A 24,839-nucleotide genomic window follows, 5' to 3' on the forward strand; every position below is an offset into this window, starting at 1 on the left:
ACCGAAGAAGTTATTTCATTCATTGAAGGAAAATGGATTAATACATGAATCAAAGAAATACAAAGAAAACGGGAGATCGTAAATGTTGCGATTCGCCCGTTTTTTGGATGTTCCACGGAAGCGAAATCGCCGCTCAAGGCTGAATTTGGCCGAATACGGCGGCCTGGGGCTGGGCTGTTGCACAAAATCCCGGCTTTGGTACATATAAGAACAAATATTCCTGCTAAAAAATAGAAATCATTCCATTTTTTGGGTAGTGTTACGCTTTATTTACAATACTTTGAATTTCTTAAGTGAATCCGAGGTGAAATACAGCTATGAAAAATAGAAATGTAACAGGTATTGTATTGGCCATAATTTATTGTATTGTCCTTTTTGTGATTTTAACTGATGCCCCCCCTGGTGAAGCTCCAAATAATCCGCTATGGGTATACTCAATGATTCCACTTGGAGCTGTTGTAATTACCTTCCTCTTTGATTATGTCATCAAGTTCGATTTGTTCGATTTTTTCAGAAAAAAGAAAGAATGAAAAAGAATGAGTGGAGGAAAAAAATGATAGAATCAAAAATTGCCAAAACATTTTTTGCAGGAGTTCTGCTCTCTACATCCATTTCAATTCCAGCCAAAGTAGATGATAATAAAGTAAAGTATGAAAACCTGCAAACCGGCCAATAAAAGAACCCTCCAAAACTAGAATTCTGGAGGGTCCTTTTATTTATGTCATTAGGTTGATTAAGTCCTGGTTCCTATGCTGCGGGAAGAATCGATGCGATGCTTCCTTGGCTGCTTATACAGGCCTTGTAGAAGGCCATTGCAGTACAATGCCGAGCTGCTGCAGCTGCTTCTGGAAGGCGCTAAGGTGCTTCTCGTCACTGCGCACAGCGCGCGGTACTATGCCTTGATTCAGCGCATAGGAAGCCAGTGCGCCAGCTGATTCGCCAATGTTCCATTCTGCTGGATGCACGCGGTAACAGCCGTTGGTAATATGCGTCGTTCCGATATTTTTGCAGGCGGGAATCAGATTGTCCATGCGAACCGGAAGCAAGCTCCCTAACGGGATTTGGAACGGCAAAGAAGAGATATCGATATAGTTTTTGCCTCCGGTCGAAGGATGAAGGTCAATCCGATAGCATCCGATGCCGACGGAATCAGCAAATGTCTCAGCGGGCTGACCAGGACGGCAATCGGTAGCAATATGCTGCTCAAGCACAGTGAATTCTGCTTGAATCCGTCTTGACTCCCGTACATATGGATACATGGCGAATCCGTCTGCTGTGCCGGCGACATCCGGCCGCAATCGTAGGCCCGGATAGCCGACGCCTCCGTCGGGACGCGGTGCTTCTGTCTGCAGCCAGTACAGAAGCGATAGGCTGAGCTGCTTGGCATCGAATAGGCTCCGCTGCTTCTCTTCTTCGCTTACATCGATAATCGAACCAAGCCAGTAGTCATTCTGCGGCCAATTGACGACCGACACCGGAGTAGGGAGTACTCCTGACGATTGATCATATAGCGACGGGTTCGTAATTTGCCGATAATGGAACAGTGGGAACTTCCCTGTCTCCCAGAAGAGGGAGTAGGTAATGGGTTCCAGCGTCGTTGGCTTGACTGCCGTCCAGCTTAGCAGGCGATCTGGCCAGAACGAAGGTCGATATTGGCTCCAGAAGTCATAGCGTGCAGGCTTCGGAATTGTATAATCTCCGTCCTTGTCATAATCAACGGCGTAGCAGTAAGTGAAGCCCTGCATATTCTGCGGTTCAGGGTCGCCCGATACGGCGTGCGGTTCACCCGTATCACGCTGCGATTCTGCGCCCGTGACATACTCTGTGCCCGAGAGGGCAAGCAAGTCTCCGCATTCGGTTGCGTCGAGGAAATACGCCCCAGTTAGCACATATTCGTTGCCCGCTGCATCCTGAGCGGTTACCGCACGGATGCGGTCGCCATCAACCTCGGTATTGGTGGCGCGGCATTGCCTCAGAATGGTAAGCTGTCCGTTGTTCACATAAGGGAATAACATTGACTCCAGCACAGACAGAGCTACGCGTGGATCATGGCAGAGGCGGCTTACAAGGCCGCTCCCGGGGTTCAGCTCCGGGTTCGAGCGGGCGTTCATGGCCAGAGGGAGATGTTCCCGGTAGTACCGGCGTATTTCATTGCGGAATTGCCTGTATGTCTGCGTGCATCCGAATTGTTCGATCCACGGGTGCTCGTCTGGCGGAACCAGTTGGCTTGTCAATTGGCCGCCGATACGGGCGGTCTCCTCCGTCAGTACCACTGTCTTGCCTAATCGACAAGCGGAGAGAGCAGCTGCACAGCCTCCTACACTTCCACCAATAATAACGAGCTCGGCGTTCTTCTCCATATTCGGTGAGGGTGACACTCGATCAGCTCCTTCGCAATATTTTCCAATTAATACTTACCCCAATCAGTATAGGAAAGAATCATACTGCTTCCCATAGAATCTGATTGCTATTGTTGGTAGATTTAATGCTAGTTGACTGAAGTAGGGAGAGTATGCGGATTGGTGTCTAATTTTCCAGGCCGGTTCGTTGCATAAAAAAGTAGACACGCGAGGCGGAAAGAGGGATGCGCCAACACGTGTCTATGTTCAGAAGGGGGGATTCCTCATGCCATAAGAAATCCGTAATTTCGTTATTGCTTAATGCGTTGTTCGATTTTTGCTGTAATGTCTTTCTTTTCTTTCATGTATTGCTCCACGACTTCGTAGAGGGTCACGCCTGTATCAAGTGATTTTTTATCCTTAAACATGGCATAACCGTCGCCACCGGCGATTAAGAAGTCATTTACAGCTACGCGGTACGTTTTGTCAGCTTCCACCGCCTTACCGCCAACCTTCACATCCGATACACGGCTTCCTTTTGGCTTTTTGATGTCGAAGGAGAATGTGATACCAGCAACTTGAGGGAAGCGGCCGGAACCAGCTTCGATCTCGCTAACGCCATTTTCCAAGGCTGCTGTCAAATCACTGCCCTTCGCCTCAACAACAGCAAGTGTATTCGGGAATGGAAGCACATCATACAAGTTGCGCTTCGTAATATCGCCCTTCATGATGGTTGTGCGAATACCGCCTGAGTTCGTAATGGCCAGATCGGCTTCGAATCCAGGCATTGTACGAGTGCGCGCCAGCATGGCATCTGCTACTAAGTTGCCCATAATCGTCTCCTGCTTCCGCACTCTTGCACGATCGCCGTCTAGATCTACGCTTGCAGTAGCAATTTTCTCGTTCAATAGGGAGTCGGTTTCTTTCTTCAGAGATTCAACAATGGCAGCTACTTCTGGGTCTGGCTTCGTCGCTTCATCGTACTTGATCAGTCCGCCGGAGAAATGAACCAAATCCTTGCCATGGTAGTATAGATCAACACGGCCAAGCGATTTCGCATATTCCCAGTCCTGCACAATATACGTACCGTTGACGAGTTCAGGCTGATCCACTGGTGTATGCGTATGTCCGCCTACAATGATGTCGATGCCTGGAACCTGCTTGGCCATTTCACGGTCATAGGATATTCCTGTATGGCAGAGGACGATGACATGGTCAGCTTCCTCGCGCAGCTTCGGTACCCATTCCTTCGCGACTTCGATCGGATCCTTGAAGGTTAAGCCCTTGACGTTGTCAGGATGCGTAACGATTGGTGTATCTGCAGTGACCAATCCAAGAATCGCGAATTTCTTGCCGCCGACCTCTTTTATGACGTACGGCTGCAGGAGGTTCTTCCCTTGTGCATCGAATACGTTCGCAGCGAGTACAGGGAATTTGAACATCTTCGTCAGTTTCGTAAGCTGCTCGTAGCCGAAGTCATACTCATGGTTGCCGGACGCCATGAAGTCATAACCAAGCGCGTTAGCCAGCTTTGTTGCGGTTTCCCCTTTGGACAGGTTCACATAAATCGTACCTTGAATCATGTCGCCTGCATCCAGCACCATGGAATTCGGGTTCTCTGCACGAAGCTCCTTCATCAACGTAGCGAGCTTAGCGTAGCCCATTTCCTTCGCTTTCTCGTCTTCTAACATATGTCCATGCGTATCGTTCGTATGTCCGAGCGTAATATGTGTCGTAATGGCATCGCCGAGTGCTGTGAAGAACTGCTCGCGTGTCACCGTATCTCCTGTCACTGCTACATCAAGTCCTGCCTTCTTCGCTACAGCTTGCAGTGTCGCAGCAGGAACCGGACGATGGAGCTCTTTCCATTGCGCTGCATCCACGATGTTGTTCTGCTTCGCCCAAGTGAGTGCTTTGGCTGCCCAGCCTTGGATGGAAGGATCAATGGCTTTCACTTCTTTTTCCTTGTCTTGTACGCGGGCAATCATCGCCACTGCTTCAGCAAGTGTGACTGGGCGATCAAGCGCCAGGCCATCATTGGATCCGGTTATGTAGCTTTTCGATTGCATCCATTCCAGGTGGTTAATTGGGTTCACAGGTGCTGCAAATAATGATCCAGCGAATAGAGTACTAATCAATGTTGTCAGAACTGCGGCAGTACCTAGCTTTTTCTTGTTCATAAACGGACCTCCATGCTTGCTTCATATTTGAAATGTATATGTAATAGATATGAGTGATATATGTATCGTAGGACACGGGGGTTGGGAGATTGTTAACTAGAACTTAAGAGATTGTAAATTAGATAAAAAACACCCTTATCTCATGACAGACAAGGGTGACTGTAATATACAAAGTATAAACATCCGGCGATTCAGATATGCCGCTCGCTCGCGTCTCTGTATTTCCTAATCAGAATTCAAGACTACATTTCTAATCCAACACATACGCTGGTTTCTAACAGACACTCAAGCAGCAAACAGTCACCAGCCTACAGCTCGTCGAAGCCGTTGTCATCGCCGACCTTGCCGTAAGTGCGGGACTTCGCTTCAAAGAAGTCGGTCTTCGTGGCATTCAAGGCTTCGTCCGAGAAAGGCTTAATCCACGGCATGCAGTTTACGTCAACGCCTTCATACAGCTTCTCCATACCGATAAGGCTTAACCGGCGATTGGCAATGTGCTTAATGTAATCCGACAATTCACGCAGATCGATGCCGCGTACCTGCTTGAGCGTATAATGGGCCCAGTTGGTTTCCAATTGTACAGCATGGTCAATCGTATCGTACACAAATTGGCGGTTAGCCTCGGTATTCAACTCTGGGAAGTCCACAAGCAGCTGTTTGAACACCTCACCGAAGAAGTAGCAATGCTGGTTCTCATCACGCTGAATGTATGAGATCATTTGGCTCGTCGCCATCATCTTCTGATCCCGGGCTAAATTGTAGAAGAAAGCGAACGTACTATAGAAGAAGATCCCTTCCAATATCAGATCCGCTACGAGTGCTTCAAAGAACGTCTGAGGTGTTGAATTATCGCGGAATGTCTGATAAATGTCCGCAATGAATCGGTTCCGTTCAAGCAGTACACGATCATGCTTCCAATATTCGAAGATATCCTTCTGCTCTTGCTCGGATACGAGAGAGGACAGTACATAGGAATACGATTGGTTATGCACGACTTCCTGCTGCGCAATGATAGCCGATATGGCTTCTAGCGATGAGTCAGTGAAGTAGTTCTTCACATCACCGACGAACATCGTCTGCATGGAATCGAGCACAGCAAGCAGCGAGATATTGATTTTAAATGCATGCTTCTCTTCCTCGTCTAACAGCGGGAATTGCTGCGCATCCTTCGCCATCGGAATTTCATCCGCAATCCAATGATTTTGAAGGAGTACTTTGTACAATTTATACATATGCGGCATACGAATGTCGTTCCAATTCAATATGCCGGAGCATTCGCCTAGAATAATTCGTGTCGATTGATTCGGTGCTTCTGTATTGAAGATGAGCTGCCGATTTAGCTCACGATCTAACAATGTCATAGAACTCTTCCTCTCTATACACCTTATTCCCCGTGCACAATCATGCACAAATTGGTTGCTGTCAAAGTCAACCAGTAGGAAAGGGCTGTGCTGCTGTATGTAACGTTCAGTAGCCCTTCCCGATCTTATGAACGGATTTCCGTAACAGTGCGTGTTCAAAAAGGCCAGTTTTCGGCACCGAAGCTTATGCTTCCGATGTGCGTTTTTTCAAAACGCCTCAATTGGATGAAGCTAGGGCCTGAGGAGCGGAGTGTACGTTTTGGGTACATGAGCACCTGAGATGTTTCCGCAGGAAACATACTTCGTAAGCATCTGTTTAGGCCCGGCTGAATTCAAGATTCGATGCCGAGTCCACTTCATGATTTACTTCGTGATCAAAAGCGGACTTTTTGAACAACCTCTAACAGTGATTCGAGTCCGTCGCTGGACGATGGGTGCGTTACGAGCTGCACGCTTCGCATTCTTCCACGGTTAATGCTTGACTGCGCACGTAATACGTTGACTTCAGCCCAGCCTTCCATGCATGAAGATGGAGAGAAAGAAAGTCTACTGCGCGAATATCCGGACGTACATATAAGTTGAAGCTCTGTGCTTGATCGATATGGCGCTGACGTGCCGCTGCCATACGAATGGACCAGTTCTGGTCGAGACGGAAGGCTGTCTTGTAATACCACATTGTCTTCTCCGATAGATCCGGAGCAGGATTGGCAATCTTGTACGTCGTCTTCTCCTCATAGCTAAGCAGGTCATAGACTGGATCAATGCTTGCCGTTGAGCCCGCAATAATGGAAGTAGAACCGTTCGGAGCTACCGCCATCAGCCATGCATTGCGCATGCCGTTCGCCTGTACCTTATCCGCAAGTTCTTGCCACTGTTCGGTCGTCACGAATTTGCCTTGGCGGGTGCCTGTTGTATATTCTCGATAGGAGAAATAGCGGCCGTTCTCCCATTCCGATTGAGCGAAAAGCGGATATGCTCCTTTTTCCTTAGCAAGCTCCATGCTGGCCTGAATCGCCAGGTAGTTGATCTTCTCATAGAGCGCGTCATTATATTGCACGGCTTCTTCGGACTCCCAAGCGATGCCCTCTAGGGCAAGCAGGTGGTGCAGGCCGAAGGTTCCAAGTCCAATTGCGCGATAGCGGCGGTTCGTATGCTGCGCCTGAAGCACCTCAATGCGATTAATGTCGATAACATTGTCCAGCATGCGAACCTGAATCGGAATGAGCCGCTCCAGAATATCGGCACGCACAGCACGCGCTAGATGGACTGAGTTCAGATTGCATACGACAAAATCACCAGGGATCTTGCTAATAATAATGCGAGACTGTCCATCCTGAGTGGTCAGTTCCTCTTGCTCAACGAGGGTAGGAGACATGTTCTGCATAATTTCCGTACACAGGTTGGAACTGTAGATCATGCCATGCGCCTTGTTCGGATTCGCGCGGTTCGCGGCATCCTTATAGAACATGTACGGTGTTCCTGTCTCTAGCTGCGACTTCAAGATACGCTTCATAATGTCGATCGCAGGCAGTGTAATGCGCGGCAGGTTTGAATTCGCAACTGCCTCGGCGTATTTATCGCGGAACTGGCCTTGACCACGCTGCTCGTCGTAGAAATCTTCAAGTCCGAGTGGGCGTCCATGGTTATCCTTCCAGCCCATGATCTTCTTCACTTCGTGAGGGCAGAACAGATGCCAATCCTCCCGGTTCTCCACCGCCTCCATGAACAGATCCGGCAAGCTCACCCCATGGAAAATATCATGCGCCCGCATGCGCTCATCCCCGTTGTTCAGCTTCAAATCGAGGAAGGACAGAATATCCTTGTGGAACACGTCCAAGTACACTGCGATCGCGCCTTTGCGTGTGCCCAATTGGTCGACGCTGACGGCTGTATTGTTAAGCTGGCGAATCCAAGGGATAACACCTGAGCTTGTATTTTTATGTCCGCGAATATCGGAGCCGCGTGCCCTGATCTTGCCTAGATATACGCCGATACCGCCGCCCATCTTGCTGAGGCGGGCTACATCGGTGTTGGACTCGAAGATGCCCTCCAGCGAGTCGTCTACCGTGTCGATGAAGCAGCTGGATAATTGTCCGGCCACCTTCTTGCCTGCATTCGCCATCGTCGGTGTAGCAGCGGTCATGTATAGATTAGCCATTGCCCAGTATGCTTCCTTAGCCAGTTCTACTCGGCGCTCTGCCGGCTCCTTATGCATTAAGTACATAGCAATGATCATATAACGTTCCTGCGGCAGCTCCATCGTGCGGCCTTCGAAGTCAGTGGCGAGATACCGCTCTGCTAATGTCAGAAGTCCAATGTAGTCGAAGATAAGATCGTGCTCCGCTTGAATGGATTGTCCAAGTTCTCGAATTTGTTCGGGTGTGTAAGCTTCCAGCAATTCTTGACGGTAAATACCAAGATCGCATAGCCGAGAGATAAGCTTGTAGAAATCTCCGTAAGGCTTATCCGGATAAGACTTATAGTTGCGATGGAGGGCTGCCTCTTTATATAGCTTCGTTAATAAGGAATGTGCGGCAACGAACTTCCAATCCGGTTCTTCCTTCGTCACCAATTCCAACGCAGTCATCATGCTGGCTTGGGTAATATCTGCAGCCTGTACGCTGCTGCTGCGCAGCTTCGACAGCAAACTGCGGTACCAGCGCTCACGATCAAGCTGAGGGTAGGGAGCCATCATTCGCTCTCCGTAGCGCTTAATGCGATCCGCATCGAACGCAAGGGAGCGATTGTTAGGCTTGTGAACGGTGTGGACGATAGGTGTAGTCGTCTGCATTCGTGAGTATTCCTCCTCGAATATCGAATTGAGATGGAGCTTAGCTATCTATGTCGGAGTCGTTCAGAAGAAATAAAACTTCAAGTTGAGTGCTGGTTATGTATCCAAGATAAAGGGCTGATAATAGGCCTGAATGAAGCACTCCTCTGTCTAAGCGCATAAGAACAGCGCGTGCGCCATACATGGACGCACACCTTCATCATTCTCGACAATCCGATATGGCTTATACAAGTTGCCATCTACCTAGCGATTGTTAACAAGCTCCAAAAACGAACCTCGAATACAGCGTAAGGGTTATCCGTTGTTGCTGTTCTCGAGGTCATTTGCATTTTATGCGTATTGGTAGTAGTAATTTCTTAACAATCACAACATGTAGATATTCTTTTGTAAATATACTACAACATATAGGGTAAGTAAATAGGCGCAAGGTGATAAATGTCACTGGTTCTGGAGTGTTATATTGGCAATATTCCTTGCCAGCAGGCTTGTCCGAGGGATGTAAGCGGGGGACAAAAAATATTTTTTTACTGCGATTCCTTGCTGAGGGGAGGATGGAGGGGGATGTTGTGATATCATATGGAATAAAACCTGTTTGTCCGCGTGCAGTGGACAAAACAGATTGCAGTTGATGTCGAATAAAGAGGGAAAAAGGGCGGCAGCCAGAGTTTGTGCGACATTTCATTTGAATGCATTATCGATGTACTGGCTGCACGTATGTATGGGAAGAGGGTGGAACTGTACTCTCTTTTTTCCGCTGAATCGATCACGGAGTAGAGGCACATTCGATATAAAATACATATAGAAATTTTCTTAGATTTAGTTTGCAGGAAGTGGACTTGCGGGACTCCTCCAGCTCTCGCATGCGCAGGCGTACTTCTTGAAAATCGAACAACCGCGCCGCGAAGTATTCAAAGGTGGGGTTGCCGTAATCGCTCAATCCGATAGAGGACAAGTTAGTAAGCGCTTGCAAAGTTAATCGTCTAATTCGCTGTTCTATTGCACGCACATCGCGCTTGAGATGATCTCCTGCAGCTTGACCGTGCGATGTTACTTGTTCGTAGATCGTTTTAAGTGGCGGCAAATCTTGAAGCAGTCGTTGTTCCTGTTCTTGTCCCTTCAGCCATTTTACAATCCGAATCATATCAGGAGCACCAGCTTCTCCGACAACCCCTAGTTGCAGGAGCAGTGATCTGGCTTGCTGTTCTATATTCTTCTCCTGTTGCACAGGTGCTTGCCCCTGCCATGCATGCAGGGCTTCCGTTCCAGATACTTCGAAGACGCGAAGTGAATTTCGGATAGATTGCATGGATTTCTCCAATCGCAAATGGTCGGATACACGCCGAAGAACAGACAACACCTCCAAGCGATTGATAGGCTTTTGGATGAATGTGTCCACCCCTTGTTGGTAGGCCTCGCCGATCATTTCCTTGTTTTCGACTTGGGAGATCATGATAAAGCGGCCGTTATAATCATGTTCCCGCAGTGACTTTACCGTCTCAATTCCATCGCGGCCCGGCATAAGCAAGTCAATGATGACAATGTCTGCATGGCTGACAACCTCTGCCGATACATAGGAGCCATCACCGGCTTCGCCAACGACTTCGCCAAGGCCACTTTCGCTAACGATCCGCATAAGCATTTTACGAATAGCAGGGTCATCCTCGACAAGATAGAATTTTAACAAGTGAACACCCTCCTCTCAAGTTAAATGCTCTACAGGAATCCGAATTTGAAAACATGTATGTCCGGGAGTGCTGGTTACGTCAATGTCGCCCTTGAATAGCTGGACGATGTCAGTGGCATGCGATAAGCCAATGCCTGTTGAAGAGTTACCCTCAGCATCGAATTTAGTTGTATATCCGGGATGGAAGATCAGTTCAAGATCGTCTGCCGAGATGCCAGGCCCGTCATCGATGATAGAGAACAAGAGGAGCCCGTCATGCAAATCAACCTGCAAATCGATTCGACCTTCCTGTGGTATCGCTTCAACAGCATTGGATGCAATGTTGTTCAACACAGAGAGAAGCGGATAGATCTCGGTGGTAGAGAGATTCATGTTGCAGCTGGAATGTAAATGGATCTGCTTTCCGAGCAGCAGGCCGTAGTTAGTATTTGCCCTTACGACCATGGCGCATAATTCAGCAATCTGAATGCGTTTGGAGAGCATGCGTTCCTGATGAATGATTTTGAATAGGCCAGACAGAATGCGCTCGGAGTCTTTCTTCAGCTCATGTACATGCTTGGCAATCTGCAATGCTTGTGCTGCATTTGCATAGAGCCGCTGCTTGAGCGATTGATACAGCCGATAGCTTTCGCGCGTAATTTCTTCAATATGGGACATGGACTTGCGTAAATAGAACGCTTCTTCGAACAGATCGGAATTGATCATCATAAGACGTTCCAATTCCAGACGACGCTGTTCTGCCTGTGCACGAACTTGTCGAATGGCCAGCATATTGCACAGACCTACGGCGAAGAAGCTGCGCAGCAGGCCAACGAGAATGATGAGCAGGTATTCCTGATAGCTCATGTTGGACGGAGTGCCCGAGGCAATGCGAACGAGCAGCTCCACACCATTGGATGCCATATCGGCAAGTGCGCCGTATATCGCGACCTTCACATGATATTCCACATTCGCTTTCAATTTGAGCAGGAAGATGATGGCGGCGAAGGTGACGTAGTAAAAAAATACAGGCATGTGCTGTGCAAATCCAAGAGGAATGGGGATATCATAGAGCAGCAATCCAAGCGCGATCCGGAATACTACAACGAATGCCCCTACTGAGATACCCGTGGCAAGCACGGGAACCGAGAACCACAGCAACCCGAAAAAGAAGGCCATGATGCCGAGCGAAAAGCGAAAATCACCGCCAAATGGGTTGATTTTCATCTCACCGAGCAGCCCTGTGGACAATAATATGATGCTCCAAATAAGCAGCCTCTGGTCACGCAATCGAATATGAACACTCCTTTCCGCAAGCTCCGACACTGCACCTGCCTTCGGGGCCTCTTCTTATCGTACCGGAAAAGAGGGTATGTTGTCTTGTAGAATTATCCATATTCAGGAATGTTTGTGCTCCAGCCTGCGTGAGGCGAGGGATAACAAGTAATTGACTATGCAATAGAGCAGGGCGGCAAACAAGAATGTTGGAATGACGTAATTGATATTTTGCCCATTAATGATCTGCACATGGTTCATCAATTCCGGCAGGGCAATGACGACGGCGAGTGAGGTATCCTTCAATAGCGAGATAAATTGGCTGACGATGGGCGGAACCATTCGCCGAAGCGCGATGGGAAGAACAATATGCCTTAGCGTCTGAGTCATTGTCAGCCCGGATGAGCGTCCTGCTTCGAGGAGTCCTTTTTCAACTGAGTTCAACCCACCCCGCACGATTTCAGAAATCATGGCCGATTCAAAAATAACAAGAGCGACTATGGCCGCTGTAAATTTATCAAGCTTAATACCGATCTGCGGCAGGGCAAAATACGTAAAGAAGATGATCAGCAATAGGGGCAGGTTACGAATGATCTCCACCACGATGGCAAATAGCTTGCCTAGAATGGGGACTTGGGCATATCGAACGGTTCCGACTATGACGCTGATGATAAAGCTAATGATAATGGACACTATGGCGACTTCTAAGGTGATAAGGGCGCCTTGCAGCAAAAACTGCATATTAACAGGGGATAACGCTCCAATGAAATCCATTATGCTTCGACTCCCTTCACACCTTGATATTTAAGTTCCAAATAACGGATACCGAAGCTGAGCGGAATCGTCAGCACCAAATAAAACATCGCGGCAAAAATATAGGTGCTAAACGTGTCGAATGTATCGGAATTGATTAAGTCAGCTTGATACATGATGTCTGTAGCGGATAGAACAGTGAAAATAGACGAGTTTTTGACCAAGTTCAAAAATTGGTTGCCGAGTGGCGGAATAACCAACTTGACGGCCTGCGGCAGGATGACATGCCACATTGCTTGCGTATAGGTCAGTCCAGAAGATCGGGCAGCCTCCATCTGTCCTTTGGGGATTGCTTGAATTCCAGCACGAATCACTTCCGCGATGAAAGCAGAAGTATACACGGTCAAGGCGGTAAGACCCGCCACAAATGGGATAAGGACGGTGCCAATTACGAGCGGAAGCCCGACCAGCGTAAAAAAGGCAATGAGCATCAGTGGGATGTTGCGAATAAATTCAACATAGATCGTACCAAGCCATTGAAGCGGCTTGACGGGTGTGATGCGAAATACCGCGATGATTGCACCTAGAATAAAGCTTGCCACGAGTGAAATCAGGCTGGCAGCCAGCGTGCCTCCCAGCCCGATCAAGTAGCGATCCAGATGCTCGCTAAGAATCGAAAAGTTGATAAACATCAATGTTCCTCCCTCGTTGGTAGGCTGGATGAACCCGAAAGAGGGGATGAGCGGCCAGCGCTTATCCCCTCACCGGAATCCGTGCGGACATGACGGTCTGTTAGTTTGGCTTTTTGCCGATCCATTTCTCGTATATTTTGTCGTATTCACCGTTCTCCTTCAGCTCTTTCAAGGTGTCGTTCACGGCTTTAACTAGTTCTGCTTCTCCCTTGCGAATGCCGATGCCATAAGGCTCTTCTGTAAATGTCTCATCCAAGACACGGAAGTTGCTGTCCTGCTTAGCCATTCCATACAGCAGCGCGTTGTCAGTCGTCAACGCATTGCCCTGCTTAGCCTTCAAGGCTGTAAATGCCTCGGCATAATTTTCAAACTCTAGAATTTGCGCGTCAGGTGCAGATTCGCGAATGTTTTTGGCGGATGTAGAGCCTTTGGCTGTGAGTACCTTGGAATCATTGGTCAAATCCTTAATGGAGTTAATGGGGCTGTCAGCAGGGACAAGCAGGGACTGGCCGGCTGTAAAATATACATCCGAGAAATCAATCTCTTTTTTGCGCTCGTCGGTTATCGTCATGGTTGCAATAATGAAGTCTATGTCGCCATTTTTGAGCATCGGAATCCGTGTCTTCGATGTCACCTCCATGAACTCGATCGCATCCTCATTGCCCAGCACCTTTTTGGCAATTTGTTTCGCAATATCAATGTCCAAGCCTTGCACTTTTCCGGTGGCAGGATCCTTCAGTCCAAATAGGTTCAGGTCATACTTCACGCCGGCAATAATTTTGCCCCGATTTTTGATTTTTGCAAGGGCGTTTTCTCCTTCAGAGGCTTGATTTCCGCAAGCAGATAAAGCGCTTACAATAAAGGCGGCTACAATTGTCATGCTCATCAATTTCATCCAACGTTTCATGGGACATACACTCCTTTTCATCGCTTATCATTTAGTGATTCAGTATCCGGCTAAGAAATAGCTGGGCACGCTCTTCGCGCGGTTTTGTAAAAAAGGAAACAGGCTCTGCTTCTTCGACAATCCTTCCCTGATCCATGAACACGATGCGATCTGCTACTTCCTTGGCGAAGCCCATCTCATGGGTAACGACGACCATCGTCATGCCTTCCTTCGCAAGCGTTCTCATAACGTCGAGCACTTCTCCGATAGTCTCAGGATCGAGTGCCGATGTAGGCTCATCGAACAGCATAATTTTGGGCTTCATCGCGAGTCCTCGCGCAATGGCAACACGCTGCTGCTGACCACCAGACAGCTGAGAAGGGTAGGCGTTCGCTTTATCAGCAATGCCAACTTTGTCCAAATACAGTCTTGCTGCTTCCTCTGCTTCTTGCTTGGACATGCCTGCTACCTTTATCGGGGCGAGTGTAATATTGTGCAGCACCGTTTTATGCGGATACAGGTTGAAGTGCTGGAAGACCATGCCGATATTGCGCCGAAGTCGATTAATGTCAGTAGACTTGTCGTTTACGCGTATCCCGTCGACAATGAGCTCGCCGTCGGTAATCGTTTCGAGCCGGTTAATGCAGCGAACCATCGTGCTTTTCCCCGAACCGCTTGGGCCGATGACGACAACGACTTCCCCTTGCTTGATCGATAAATTAATGTCCTTAAGCACATGAAAGCTGCCGTAATGCTTATTGATTTGATGGAAATGTATCATGGGCCTCCTCCTTTCGCCGATCTATGGATTCGGATGCGGTATAGCACACAGCGTAATGGAAAAACAACTGAAAATGACGGAATCCTACAGCATGAGTGTAAAATATTTTTTTGAGTTATGCGGTTGACAAACGAGAAGTGCCGTAATACATTGTATGAGGAAAAACAATCTAAGCTTTGTTAGGTGAGGCTCCTATACGAACAGAGGCCACTGCCCAGAAATATCGAGAGATGCCCATGGGTAGAACAGGAATTGTCGGATTAAGGCTCTTCTTAAGGTGGCTAAGGGAATGAATCCCTTTACGTTGTATAGTGCTGAAGCTCGACGAGGAGGGCTGGAACGGGATAGGCAATATCCCAGTTCTTTATTTGCGCATGCGAAACCCTTCGGCGAGCCGAAGGGTTTTTTTCGTATGATGAATCAATTAGACAGGAAAAGGCGGTGATTACGCATGGACGGAAGCCCGAGTCCGAAGACACAATTGCATAGCTTTGTGAAACCTTGGAACGGGAGAACCTTGATTCTCCTTGCTTTCCTATGCGTTATTCACTTGCCGACACCGATACATGGGATGGCTTATTTTGTGATGTGAGGAAATGGAAGTGTAGTTCAGAAGTGCTGCACTCCGTTACTTTGCGATGAAATTCGTTCAACCCGACCGTAACGGCTGTATACTTGTGGAGAATGACAGCTTCGATTGGCGATCGAAGATCATATCGGCAGCAGGAGTACTCGTATGTGCGTTTGTACATGGAGTATTCAGACCTTGGATAGTCGAGGTCTGCTGGTATGGATCATATCCACAAGCAAGTGACATCCGTGAGAAAATGAGGGATTTCCCCTCTTGTGCGGAAGAAGTATGCGCATGCAGACAGCAAGGAAATGAAGGTTCGGGTCATGCAGACCTCCCTGTAGGCAGGGAGGTCTTTTTGCGTACTTTGGTGCATGAGAAGGAGGAATTCACTATGGAAATGAAGGTTAATCAAACTAAACGTAAATGGCCTAAATATGTGTCGCGCAGAGATGCAGATAAGGAAAATGCGAAGCTGGAACAGCGTCTCATTGAGGCATCGGAGTCTCATGTCGATGATGTGCTGGAAGAGTTGAAGACGAAGCCATACGGCTTGGACGAGATGGAGGCGATGCGCCGTTTGGAGGAGTACGGCCCTAATCAGGTTGCGTATGAGAAGCCGCCTGCTTGGTACATTCAGCTGCTGCGATGCTTCAAGAATCCGTTCATTCTTGTTCTGCTCGGTCTGGACGTATTCTCGGCGCTAACGGATGATACAGAGGCCGTTATTATTATTTCGACAATGGTTACGATCAGTATTATCATTACGTTCACGCAGGAATTCCGCTCTTTGCGCACAGCGGAGAAGCTGAAGGCGATGGTGAAGACGACAGCCGCAGTTATTCGCGGCGGGCAGAGCCGTGAGATTGATATGGAGCAGCTCGTTCCTGGAGATATGATAAGGCTCGCGGCAGGCGATCTCATTCCTGCAGATATCCGCCTTCTGTCTGCCAAGGACTTGCTTGTTATGGAGTCGGCGTTGACGGGAGAAGCAATGCCGGTAGAGAAGCGGGATATTGGGGTCTTGCTTGTACAGCGCCGCATTAAGGCGATTAAGACAGCTAAGCAGGCGTTGGAGCTAGATAATATGGCATACATGGGGACGACGGTTGTCAGCGGCTCCGCGACGGCAGTTGTCATTGCGACAGGCTCGCAAACGTACTTCGGCGCGATGGCGCATAGCTTGGTCGGAGCACGGCCCATGACGAGCTTCGAGCGCGGCATCAACAGTGTCAGCTTCGTGCTTATTCGCTTCATGCTGGTGATGGTGCCGATTATCTTCTTCATCAACGGATTCTCGAAGGGCGACTGGTGGGATGCGCTGTTCTTCGGATTGTCAGTCGCAGTAGGGTTAACGCCGGAAATGCTGCCCGTCATCGTGACGTCGAATCTGGCGAAGGGTGCGATGGCGATGTCACGCCAGAAGGTAGTCGTGAAGCGTCTCAACGCGATTCAGAACTTGGGCGCGATGAATGTGCTGTGTACGGATAAGACAGGAACCTTGACGCAGGACAAAATTATACTGGAGAAGCATTTGAACATCCATGGGGAAGAAAGCGAGCAAGTGCTTCGGTACGCGTACTTGAACAGCCGTTATCAGACAGGGCTCCGCAATCTGCTTGACCATGCGGTCGTAGAGCGGGCAGAAGAGCGAGGCCTTGCGGGTCTGGATCTGGATTATATGAAGGTTGACGAGATTCCATTTGACTTCAATCGCAGACGGATGTCTGTGGTCTTGTCTAGAAAGCAAGGGGAACATGTTCTGATCTGCAAAGGCGCAATGGAGGAGATGCTCTCAATCAGTGAATCCATGCTTGATGGCAAACAGGTCGTTGGCTTGGAGCAGGATATGAAGCAGGAACTGCTGCGCAAAGCGAATGAAATGAACGAAGATGGGCTTCGCGTCATTGGTGTAGCGATTAAAGTTCTGCACGATGGAAGTTCCCGTGAATCCTACAGTGCTGCTGATGAGCAAGGGCTGGTATTCGCTGGCTATATCGGCTTCCTGGATCCGCCGAAGGATAGTGCGGCCCCTGCAATTGCAGCGCTGCTTGAGCATGGGGTAGCGGTGAAGGTGCTGACTGGAGATAACGATGCGGTGACGCGCAAGGTGTGCCGTGATGTGGGCATCGACACAGGTCGTATTGTGCTAGGCAAGGAAATTGATGAGTTGAGCGATACGGCGCTTGCGGAGCTGGCTGACAAGACGACGGTATTCGCGAAGCTGAATCCGATGCAGAAGGCGCGGATCGTTCGTGCCCTGCAGGCGAAGGGGCATACGGTCGGATTTATGGGTGACGGCATTAACGATGCAATCTCTTTGAAGGAAGCGGATATTGGCATATCGGTTGATACTGCGGTGGATATTGCGAAGGAGTCGGCAGATATTATTCTGCTCGAAAAGTCTCTTATGGTGCTGGAGAAGGGGATCATCGAAGGTCGCCGCACGTTCGGCAATATGATCAAATACATCAAGATGACGGCCAGCTCGAACTTCGGCAACGTGTTCAGTGTACTCGGCGCAAGCTTGTTCCTGCCGTTTCTGCCGATGCTGCCGCTGCATCTGCTCGTGCAGAACCTGTTCTATGATGTGTCGCAGCTGTCGATTCCGTGGGACAACATGGATAAAGAGTTCTTGAAGAAGCCGCGTACGTGGGACGCGAAGTCGATTGGCCGCTTTATGCTGTTCATTGGGCCAACAAGTTCAATCTTCGACTTCCTCACTTATGGATTGATGATGTTCGTCTTCGCTGCGAATTCACCTGCAGATCAAGCCCTATTCCATTCCGGTTGGTTCATTGAGGGGCTGCTGTCGCAAACCTTGATCGTGCATATGATCCGTACGGAGAAGGTACCATTTATCCAGAGTCGGGCGAGCCTTCCTGTCATGCTGCTGACGGGGCTCATTATGCTGGCAGGCATTATGATTCCGTTCTCCGAGTTCGGAGAAGGGATTGGCTTAGTGCCGCTACCATTGTCGTATTTCCCTTGGTTGGCAGCTATTCTGCTCGGTTACTGCATTTTGACGCAGTCCGTCAAGAAATGGTATATCCGCCGCTTTAATGACTGGTTGTAAGGATCGAGACTGTAAGAACTGACTGTAAGAACTGACTGTAAGAACTGGCTGCAATTCAATTCGATTCAATCTCGAACCTTGCTATCCTTTTCGATAAAAGCAAACAGATCGAGTTCAGCAGCTTCAATGCTCGAACTCGATCTGACATCATACCATCTACGATTTCTACAAGGGAGGCTATCAAAGTAACAGAGCTAACCATGTACGTGATAGCGCCTCCGTCACTTCGTCTAACTCGGTACCGTTACTGCATATTGTTTACGGTCTTCACGATATCCGATCCCGTGCCAAGCTTGTAGCCTTGGAGCTGATAGCGGATGCGGTGCTGATGATCCACGACAACAACGAGCGGGTATTCTTGCCCGTTCCATTCCGGCAAGGAAGGGAGCAGAGCTTGCAGAGCCCCTCCATCTTCATCCACGCTGTATGTTGTATGCTCCGGCATGCCCTCAAGCTTGAATTCGCCGCGATTGCGCTGCGTTTCTACCATAAGCGCAATCCGGCCTCCCCATTGATCGAGCTCTGCCTTGAGCTCACGCAATTCTCGCGCGAGGTGCTTGGAAGGCTCCCGTTCTGGATCGAGCCATGCAAGGACGATTCCTTGCTCGGGAATATTGAGATCCGCCTTCGCGGTCATGAGTTCCCACTGATTGGCCGTCACTGTACCGAGTACCGGAACATGAATCTCTTCCTTACGGAACACGATAGGCACCGATGTTGTTGTCCCGTCTTGCACCGAGAAGAAGGTTTGGCGAACTAGCACCGTTCCGTCGCTAAGGCGAGTTCCCGTTGTCATTCGATAGTCGCCGCTCAGCACCTCGTAAGGCTTGTCGTACATATCTTTTTCCCCAAATGGGAAGGTCAAGGTACGGTAACTACCCTTCTCGAATCGAGAAATGGTGAAATTCAAGTAATAGGCAGCTTCTTGATCTCCTTCTCCTCGTGTAAATACGACGGAACCAGTAGCGGCAGCATCCATAGGCGCCTCGACGGCATCCTGATGGAACAGGGCATCTTGCCACGCGCCATCCATCCAGAATTGCGGACGTGTATTCAGCGGCTCAAGTCGCGCTGGGATTCCGATGCTGCGCGCGATTGCCACGAAGCATACATCCCGGCTTACGCGATCAGCCAGCTTCAATTGGAATGCGCCGACTGGCGTAATCATGCCATTGTAGCGATCGATACAGCCTTCAAGTGTTATGTCATTGGCCAAGCGCTCAACCAGCTGCTGCGGATTGGCTGTATAGGCCGCCTTCTCCTCAGCCGTTAGATTGGCTTGGAAGAATGAGCGATAAGGCTTGATCATTTCATAATAGGCACGCGGACAGAGCACATAGGTTGCGAATAGTTCTTCATCCTTCACCTGCTGCAGATAGGGAAGGGCACCCTCCAAATGATCGCACAGTGTCTCGCTCATCGTGTCTTGTGTATCCTTCTCGTGCAGCGATTCGAGCAGTCGCAGCGGCCATTCGCCATGCTCCGGTGTGCAGGATTTGAGGAAAGACGCTATTTCATGACTGTTCCCACGTGCATGACGAAGTACCGTCCATACACGATCTGCAGGCAGGGAGAGCTTGCGCGCTAATTCCCCAGCCTGTTCTTCATTTATAAATGTAGCTTCGTATGCGGCACGTGTTGCTGTACCGTGCTGGACGCGGTTATCGTTCGCCTGACGTTCCTCGTCTGTCATCCGATCTTCACTCTTGTCTGGAATCTCTGGCGGCGGCACCATATTGAATTCTAATACTTCGTGCTCCGGTGGCTCAGACTGGAGCGTTACGGTGAAAATATCCGCATCTCCGACCGAAATATGGCGGAAGCCGTAGCCTTGCTCGTTGCGTACGTGGATAAGCAGGTCGCCATATCCCGTTGTGAATGCTACTTGTCCATCCGCGTCGGTTGGCAATGTCGTAACAGAGTAGAATTCAGCGAAATTGTACATTTGGAAATGAACTTCGGCCGGTGTTGCTTCTCCTTGTTCATTCACGACTTGTATTGTAATGGTCTTGCGCGGCGCATAATTGCCGAGCAGGTTGATCTCGGTATACCAAGGGTGGCTGGAACACGTTTCCTCGGGCCCGTTATAATCAGCAGGAACGCGCGTATGCACAAGCATGGCGCGGCGTGAAGGAGCCTTGAACCAGCCTTCGTTCAGGCGTCCCTCCGGCTCACATGCACCGAGGAAGTACCATGTGCCATCAGCCCAGGCTTCCACCCATGCGTGGTTCGAATCGCAATGCGCCCAGCGCGGCGTGTAGCATTGGCGCGCCGGAATGCCGACACTGCGCAGTGCGGCGACGGCTAGTGTCGATTGTTCCCCGCAGCGGCCTAGAGCCGTACGCATCAGGGTTAATGGAGATACGGTACGTTGATCTGTGCCGACATAGGTTGCTTTCTCATGACACCAATAGTTCGTTTCCAAAATCGCATCGACCATGGATTTATCCTTCACACGATCAACAAGCTCTTGATAAATCACTTCGCGGTTGTCGTCGATATTCTCATTGTTGACCCGGTAGGGGAGGACAAAGTTCATGAAGATGTAATCTGGAATATCTTTTCCCCAAGGAAGCGCCTGACGTGTTGCTAGAGTGCGGCGCACATGAGCTAAGAAGAAATTCCCGTTATAGTCAGCCAAGTCGTGAATTGGCATGTAGGCGTACAAGTATTTCAAGAGTAAACGTTCTTCGCAGGTCAGTTCTTGATTGAATACACCGAATAGCTCTTCTGAACGGTGCTTGGCTAATTCTTGTTTATAATGAAACTTATCTTCGATCTGTTGAAGGAATGTGCTATCTGCGTAGCCAGTTGTACTCGTCATCTTGTTCATCAGCTCCGTGTGTGGAATATCTGTGATGCAGTGATGGTTCATGTATGATTGTTAGTCCGGTCGAACTTGGTCATTGGAACATCGATTACTGGTTATTGGTTATGTTATCGATAACTACAAGAAATGCAGAGAACGGATGTGCCGAAGGCTTGGAGCATGCATGCTGCAGCAGCAAACCTATTCGCCCCACACCTTCCCATCCTCTTGAATGCGAATCCACTGCAGTCCGTCCTGTGACTTGGCAGACATGAGGAAGGTTCCGCTTGTTGTCTCAATGACAGGTTCAATGCTGCACACCTCTTCGTTCGTTAACACTGACAAGGTGGAGGCATAATGTCCATGCGCTGCATAATGCTGACGCTGGCGGTAATAGAGCTTGCGCAGCTCCCACTTGATCAGCTCATCTTGCGTAAGTTGGAAGATGGGTTCTGGCTGATTCGCCTCGGCGAAGACGACGAAGCCCCACAGCTCTGGATAATGCATATTAATAATGCCTTGCGGGCTCCATACCCAGTTATACTCTGGATAAGGGGCGTTCGTATCCGGATTGATTGTCTTCACGTACTTTCCGTTCTGCACTTCAGCACGCCACTCGACACGGGAGAAGTTAATGCGCCAATATTCTTCATGACGCGGCAGGCGTCCCTCTGGCGCACATTCCTTCAGCACGCTCCAAGGCATGGCCACTTCAATGCTCCAACCCTTGTTGTCTGCATTCGGATTGTTCACTTCGCCATCAATATGAACGGCAGTGCGAATGCCACGAATATCCCAGGAATTAATAGGCGGACCGCCATCACGATATGGCTTCGGAAGCAGCAAGTCCCATATCGTGTTGAAGGCGTTCATTTCGAACTCATAGTAGTTATGCGTGTCGCCGTCGGGATCAATGAAAATCTCGAAATCATTATCATAGAAAATGACAGAATCTCGCTCCGTCAATGTTGCCCATATTTGATCTTCTTCCATTTCGGCTCCGAAGTATAAATACTCATCATCCCATAACATTTTGACCCGTGTGCGCTTGAACGGCCGTGGCTTCAAATCTCCCTCAATATCGACAAAGTCGTCTGTCCACGGGGCATTCGCCCAAAAAGGCTTGTCCAATCGTCCATCAAGCTGTAACGGTTCTGCTGCACGGTGGCAAATGTAATGCTTTGGCTCGAACACGATATTCGGTTCAGGAACGCCGCTTCTATCCATCTTCCATCCTCCTCTAGATGAATGCATGTGGTAGGTGTTGGAGAACACACAAATACGTAAATATGGCAATGAAGAACAAACTTATCCTTATACTAGATGGATATAATCGGATATTCAATAGGGAAACGCGATTTTCGGCGAAAAAAGTTATCGGTATCACAAAATGTCGAACATGTCGGTTTCGCTGTTGTATCTGAAGATAAAAAAGAGAGCATCCATGAAGAATGCCCTCTTCGTAACTGAGTATATTTTCTATCCATAGTAACAACGATTGCTTATGCTTGCTTCATGAAGAAGGCAACAGGCTGAGTTAGAAAATGCCACCTCTTCTATATCGGGGCACTATCTATGTTATCTTGCGGTTTACCAAGCGCGTTCGTAAGACTTCGGCTTAGGCAGTTCAGCACGAAGTGCTCGTGCGGCCCGCAGCGGCCAGTATGGGTCACGCAGCAGTTCGCGTCCGAGAAGGACGAGATCCGCACGGTCATTACGGACGATCTCTTCTGCTAGAGCTGGCTCGGTAATAAGGCCGACTGCTCCCGTAGCTATGCCAGCCGACTGACGAATGGCATGCGCATAAGGCACTTGGTAGCCGGGGAATACATCGATTGGATGCGGTACTACCGCGCCGGAACTGCAATCAACGAGGCTGACGCCTTGATCCTTCATACGGCGTGCATAGTCGATATAAGCTTCCAGAGAATTGCCTCCATCCGCATACTCATTGGCCGAAATACGCACGAACACGGGGCCTTCCCAATTGAGGCGTACTGCATCGATTACATCGCTTAAGAAGCGGTATCTTCCTTCTGTGCTACCGCCGTACATGTCCATGCGCTGGTTCGTAAGCGGGGAGAGGAATTCATTGATCAGGTAGCCATGAGCACCATGGATTTCTACGATATCGAAGCCTGCTTCCTTCGCTCTGCGAGCGGCCTCTGCAAATGCCTTCACTGTCCGTCGAATCTGCTCCTGCGACATTTCTTCCGGCACTGTGTATTCCTCGCTAAATGCAATTGCCGATGGGGCAATTGCGCCTGGAACGGTAGCCTTGCGGCCTGCATGGGCAAGCTGGATTGCGATCTTGCTGCCATGGGAATGCACCAGATCAGTTAGCTTGCGCAGACCCGCAATCTGATCGTCGCTCCAAATTCCTAAATCACGAGCACTGATACGACCTTCTGGTGTGACGGCAGTCGCTTCCACGATAATAAGCCCGACTTGCCCAACTGCACGAGAGGCATAATGGACCAAGTGCCATTCCGTTACTTTGCCATCTTCATCATCACATGCATACATGCACATCGGAGACATAGCAATCCGGTTCGGGATTGTAACTCCTCCGATCGTTATCGGTTCAAACAAGCGAGACATATGTAAAATCTCCTTCCATCTCCATTGGACTAAATCATTGACTCAAGTCTATTATACGCTGATCCAGATTGTGGGTACAAATGACAGACTAGCGAAACTTTAGGAGTTGGTCAAACTCGGGGTCTGACGCTGCAACCATGCAAGACAGTCCGCCGTAACCTCATCCCGATTCGTTTCATTTAGCAACTCATGGCGTGCACCTTCATACAGCTTGCACTCCACTTGTTCCAAGCCAAGCTGCATATATTGGTCCGCCAACCTCCTCACACCCTTGCCGTAGTTGCCTACCGGATCTTCATCTCCTGCAATAAGCAGCACAGGCAGCTGCTTCGGAATGCGGTTCATGACCTCGGGACGATGGATATTGCGCAGCAGCTTGAAGAAGTCGCGATAGAATCCGACCGTGCTTAGAAATCCACAGTAAGGATCTACAACATACTTATCGACTTCCTCCAGATCGCGGCTTAACCAGTCTACCTGTGTGCGTGCTGGCTTGAATTTGCGATTGAAGCTGCCGAACGCCATCTTATCGATGAAGGCGCTGCGATGGCGAGAACCCTTCACCGAGGCGATCAACTTCGTAACGCCGACACCTGCTAGCAGCTCAGGACCGCGAGGGCCATTGCTTCCGCATAGGATGACGCCGTCTATCAGGCTCGCATGTTCTGTTATATATTGCTGAGCGAGGAAAGAGCCCATGCTATGAGCGAACAGAAACAGTGGAATATCGCCATTCTGCTCTCGAATCATCTTGGTGAGCTGCGCCATATTGCGCACCATCCACGTGAATCCGTCCTCGCCAACATAGCCCAAGTCTTGCTCTGTTGCTGCTGTAAGGCCATGACCGCGATGATCATTGGCGTATACGATATAACCGGCAGCCGTAAGCTCTTCGGCAAAGCGCTCATAGCGAATCGCTGTTTCGGTCATCCCATGAGCGATTTGTACCACGCCTCGAACCTCAACTGTGTCCTCGGGCATCCAGTGGTAGACATGAATCCGTACTTGTTCTTCATCTATAAATTGAAAGGTGTTCGTTCTCATCAGATTGCCTCCTCATC

Annotated in this window: 17 protein-coding genes and 1 riboswitch; of the genes, 3 read left to right on the plus strand and 14 right to left on the minus strand. The window is 49.3% G+C overall.

Going from position 1 to position 24,839, the window contains the following annotated elements; translation table 11 throughout:
• Positions 1-317: 317 nt before the first annotated feature.
• Together RQP50_RS17940 and RQP50_RS17945 are read left to right on the plus strand one after the other, a co-directional pair.
• On the plus strand, positions 318-530 hold the full coding sequence (locus tag RQP50_RS17940; protein WP_262866387.1) for a hypothetical protein: 213 nt from the start codon (positions 318-320) through the stop codon (positions 528-530).
• Between the two features lie 23 nt (positions 531-553).
• Positions 554-676, plus strand: a complete 123-nt coding sequence (locus tag RQP50_RS17945; protein ID WP_315746265.1) for a hypothetical protein — start codon at positions 554-556, stop codon at positions 674-676.
• 112 nt (positions 677-788) lie between these two features.
• On the opposite strand, the gene RQP50_RS17950 is transcribed toward RQP50_RS17945, so the two are convergent.
• From RQP50_RS17950 to RQP50_RS17995, 10 genes are all read right to left on the minus strand, one after another.
• Positions 789-2,360, minus strand: coding sequence for an FAD-dependent oxidoreductase (locus RQP50_RS17950; RefSeq protein WP_315746435.1), 1,572 nt, complete (start codon positions 2,358-2,360; stop codon positions 789-791).
• 290 nt (positions 2,361-2,650) lie between these two features.
• A complete protein-coding gene (locus tag RQP50_RS17955) occupies positions 2,651-4,519 on the minus strand; it encodes a bifunctional metallophosphatase/5'-nucleotidase (RefSeq protein ID WP_315746266.1) in 1,869 nt (622 codons plus the stop codon).
• A gap of 308 nt (positions 4,520-4,827) precedes the next feature.
• Positions 4,828-5,880, minus strand: a complete 1,053-nt coding sequence (locus tag RQP50_RS17960) for a ribonucleotide-diphosphate reductase subunit beta (RefSeq protein ID WP_072730214.1) — start codon at positions 5,878-5,880, stop codon at positions 4,828-4,830.
• 439 nt (positions 5,881-6,319) lie between these two features.
• Positions 6,320-8,671: a ribonucleoside-diphosphate reductase subunit alpha gene (locus RQP50_RS17965; protein WP_394358409.1), complete on the minus strand. Its 2,352-nt coding sequence runs from the start codon at positions 8,669-8,671 to the stop codon at positions 6,320-6,322.
• Between the two features lie 763 nt (positions 8,672-9,434).
• Complete coding sequence (locus RQP50_RS17970) at positions 9,435-10,355, minus strand: response regulator (RefSeq protein ID WP_072730212.1); 921 nt, start codon at positions 10,353-10,355, stop codon at positions 9,435-9,437.
• A 15-nt stretch (positions 10,356-10,370) separates the two neighbouring features.
• A complete protein-coding gene (locus tag RQP50_RS17975) occupies positions 10,371-11,624 on the minus strand; it encodes a sensor histidine kinase (RefSeq protein WP_083545226.1) in 1,254 nt (417 codons plus the stop codon).
• Between the two features lie 108 nt (positions 11,625-11,732).
• A complete protein-coding gene (locus RQP50_RS17980) occupies positions 11,733-12,383 on the minus strand; it encodes an amino acid ABC transporter permease (RefSeq protein ID WP_072730211.1) in 651 nt (216 codons plus the stop codon).
• Positions 12,383-13,054, minus strand: coding sequence for an amino acid ABC transporter permease (locus RQP50_RS17985; protein WP_021262607.1), 672 nt, complete (start codon positions 13,052-13,054; stop codon positions 12,383-12,385). Before RQP50_RS17985 ends, RQP50_RS17980 begins: the two co-directional genes overlap by 1 nt.
• A 100-nt stretch (positions 13,055-13,154) precedes the next feature.
• Positions 13,155-13,961 (minus strand): transporter substrate-binding domain-containing protein, encoded by an 807-nt coding sequence (locus tag RQP50_RS17990; protein ID WP_072730210.1) that lies wholly within the window; start codon positions 13,959-13,961, stop codon positions 13,155-13,157.
• 31 nt (positions 13,962-13,992) lie between these two features.
• Entirely contained in the window at positions 13,993-14,721 is a 729-nt protein-coding gene (locus RQP50_RS17995; RefSeq protein ID WP_072730209.1) for an amino acid ABC transporter ATP-binding protein, read from the minus strand.
• A 168-nt stretch (positions 14,722-14,889) separates the two neighbouring features.
• Positions 14,890-15,061: riboswitch (M-box (ykoK) riboswitch) on the plus strand.
• 625 nt (positions 15,062-15,686) lie between these two features.
• On the opposite strand from RQP50_RS17995, the gene mgtA reads away from it, so the two are divergent.
• The gene (gene mgtA / locus RQP50_RS18000; RefSeq protein ID WP_315746268.1) at positions 15,687-18,368 is read left to right on the plus strand and encodes a magnesium-translocating P-type ATPase; all 2,682 of its coding nucleotides are present in this window, start codon (positions 15,687-15,689) and stop codon (positions 18,366-18,368) included.
• Positions 18,369-18,612: 244 nt separating this feature from the next.
• Here mgtA and RQP50_RS18005 read toward each other — a convergent pair whose 3' ends face one another.
• The 4 genes from RQP50_RS18005 to RQP50_RS18020 form a co-directional block, all read right to left on the minus strand.
• Positions 18,613-21,192, minus strand: coding sequence for a transglutaminase-like domain-containing protein (locus tag RQP50_RS18005; RefSeq protein WP_315746269.1), 2,580 nt, complete (start codon positions 21,190-21,192; stop codon positions 18,613-18,615).
• A gap of 186 nt (positions 21,193-21,378) precedes the next feature.
• The gene (locus RQP50_RS18010; protein WP_315746270.1) at positions 21,379-22,404 is read right to left on the minus strand and encodes a carbohydrate-binding family 9-like protein; all 1,026 of its coding nucleotides are present in this window, start codon (positions 22,402-22,404) and stop codon (positions 21,379-21,381) included.
• Positions 22,405-22,767: 363 nt separating this feature from the next.
• Positions 22,768-23,778, minus strand: coding sequence for an NADPH dehydrogenase NamA (namA, locus tag RQP50_RS18015; protein ID WP_072730206.1), 1,011 nt, complete (start codon positions 23,776-23,778; stop codon positions 22,768-22,770).
• Between the two features lie 99 nt (positions 23,779-23,877).
• Complete coding sequence (locus RQP50_RS18020; protein ID WP_072730205.1) at positions 23,878-24,822, minus strand: alpha/beta hydrolase; 945 nt, start codon at positions 24,820-24,822, stop codon at positions 23,878-23,880.
• Between the last annotated feature and the right edge of the window lie 17 nt (positions 24,823-24,839).

Origin of the sequence: Paenibacillus suaedae, from assembly GCF_032337355.1 — a bacterium.
Lineage (GTDB): Bacteria > Bacillota > Bacilli > Paenibacillales > Paenibacillaceae > Paenibacillus_B > Paenibacillus_B suaedae.